This is a genomic window from Pseudonocardia tropica (assembly GCF_040105315.1).
GTDB classification, from domain to species: Bacteria; Actinomycetota; Actinomycetes; order Mycobacteriales; family Pseudonocardiaceae; genus Pseudonocardia; species Pseudonocardia alni.
In genome coordinates, this window is sequence record NZ_JBEDNP010000076.1 from 1 (window position 1) to 1,803 (window position 1,803).

The following is a 1,803-nucleotide window of genomic DNA, read 5'->3' on the forward strand; positions in this document are numbered from 1 at the left end:
CTGTCAGTTACTGTCATCCTGAGACCCATGACGGCCAGCTGCTGAGCAGCTGGCAGCGATCCCAGCGGAGAACCTCCGGGTACGCTGCGACAAGTTCGCCGCAGTCTGGGCCGTGGCGCGAGATCAGACCGCTCAGCAAGGCGAGCGTGGAGTTGCATCCGATGCAACTCCGCAGTTTTTGCGCGTCAACGTCCTAATTGCAGGACGGCGTTGTCGGTGAAGACGTCGTCGACGCGGATGTAGGTGGTGATGGTGTCCATGGAGCGGTGTCGTGTCTGGTGGGCGATCGCTCGGTCGGTGGCACCGCGCAGATGGGCGTAGGTGACGAACCCGGCGCGCAAGCTGTGAGCGCTGTAGGGGCCGCCGGGTACCCCGGCGCGGGCGGTAGCCGCCTGGACGAGGTTGTTGATCGACTCGGGGTGCAGGGGTTGGTCGAGGACGCGGTTGCCGGTGGAGACCTTGCGCAGGATCGGTCCGGTGGTGATACCTGCAAGATCGAGCCATGCCTGCAGGGCGGTGAGTGGGCAGTGGTCGGGGTGTTCGGCGCGAGGTAGGCCGATGAGTTCTGCCTGGTCACCGGTCTGGTTGGTCTTGGAGCGGTGCAGGGTCAGGACGCGGCCGCGGCGTCCGCTGCGCAGCTCCCGCTCGGAGCCGAGCTGTTCGACGGTGAGCGCGGCGAGCTCGGCGCGGCGCAGGGCGCCCCAGAACCCGACCAGCAGCAAGGCGCGGTCGCGGGCGCCGGCCAGCGATGGCTCGTCGGGGCGGTTCTTCCAGGTGCGGGTGCTCGGGCAGGCGGCGACGGCCTGGTCGAGGAGAGGCGGCATGAGCGGGGCGGCCTGGTCGGGTGGGGCGCCGTGGCTGCGGCGGATGCCTTCCCAGACGGCGGTGACCCGTGCAGTGACGGCGGGGTCGGGCAGGTCCGCGGCCCGGTGGGCGGCGCGGATCCCGGACAGGTGCTTGGCGATGGTGCGGACCTTCGCCCCAGCCTGGGCGAGCGCGACCAGGTAGGCCGACACCGTCGCCGGCGCAGCGGGCATCGGTGTCAGGTCGTGGTCGGTGCAGAACGCGGTGAAGCTCGTCCAGACCGAGCGGTAGCCGCGGCGGGTGTTGTGTGCGCGGGCCGCGGCGACGTAGGCGGCCTCGTCCGGCGACAGCGGGGCCTCGACCGCGGTCGAGGTGTCCGGGACGGTGTCGAGCTCGGCGGGCGGCACCGGCGGAGCCTATCCGCTGCTTGACGGGATCTCATGGATGATCCCGCCAAGCGCTGCCGCGTTTCGTATCGTTTCGTTGTAACAGTACGTAAATCAGAACGATTGACGTAACGATACGTTCCAGATAGCTTGGTGTCGTGAGCGAGCAGCCCCCTCCTGACGTCCCGGCCGATGACGGCGCGGCGGCGGACGTCCGAGCTGACGCCGGGGCCCCGGACGCGGCCGACACTCTCGCGACCGAGGGGTCCTCGGGCGGGCCGGCGTGGCGGGCGCAGCTGCGCCGACCCGATCTGGAGCCGTGCCAGTTCCCGGGCGGGTGCGCGAACACCATGGAGTACGCGGGGTCCGGGCGCCGGCCGAAGTACTGCTATCAGGTCGGGGGCGGAGTCAGGCACGACCGCGTCAACGCCAAGCGGATCCTCGACGGCGGCACTCCCGCCCGGCGCCGTGGTGAGGTCGACGACGCGCTGGCCCGCCCGATCGCCCGCGCCGGTCAGAGCGTGACCGACCAGGTCGCCGCGCTTATCGCGCGCCTGGACCACAGCAGCAGCGAGCTGCGCGACGCCCTGGACACGCTGGCCGATCCCGAGGC

Annotated in this window: 2 protein-coding genes; one reads left to right on the forward strand and one right to left on the reverse strand. The window is 70.7% G+C overall.

All coding sequences use genetic code 11. The annotated features are described in order from the left end of the window. Nucleotides 1-185 precede the first annotated feature (185 nt). Nucleotides 186-1,211 carry a site-specific integrase gene (locus WHI96_RS27585; RefSeq protein ID WP_345643928.1) on the reverse strand — a complete coding sequence of 342 codons (1,026 nt, stop codon included), beginning with the start codon at nt 1,209-1,211 and terminating at the stop codon, nt 186-188. A 137-nt stretch (nt 1,212-1,348) separates the two neighbouring features. Between WHI96_RS27585 and WHI96_RS27590 the strand changes: the two genes are divergently transcribed. Beyond that, nucleotides 1,349-1,803 (forward strand): hypothetical protein (locus WHI96_RS27590; RefSeq protein WP_349302514.1); only part of this gene is annotated, 455 nt, incomplete at its 3' end.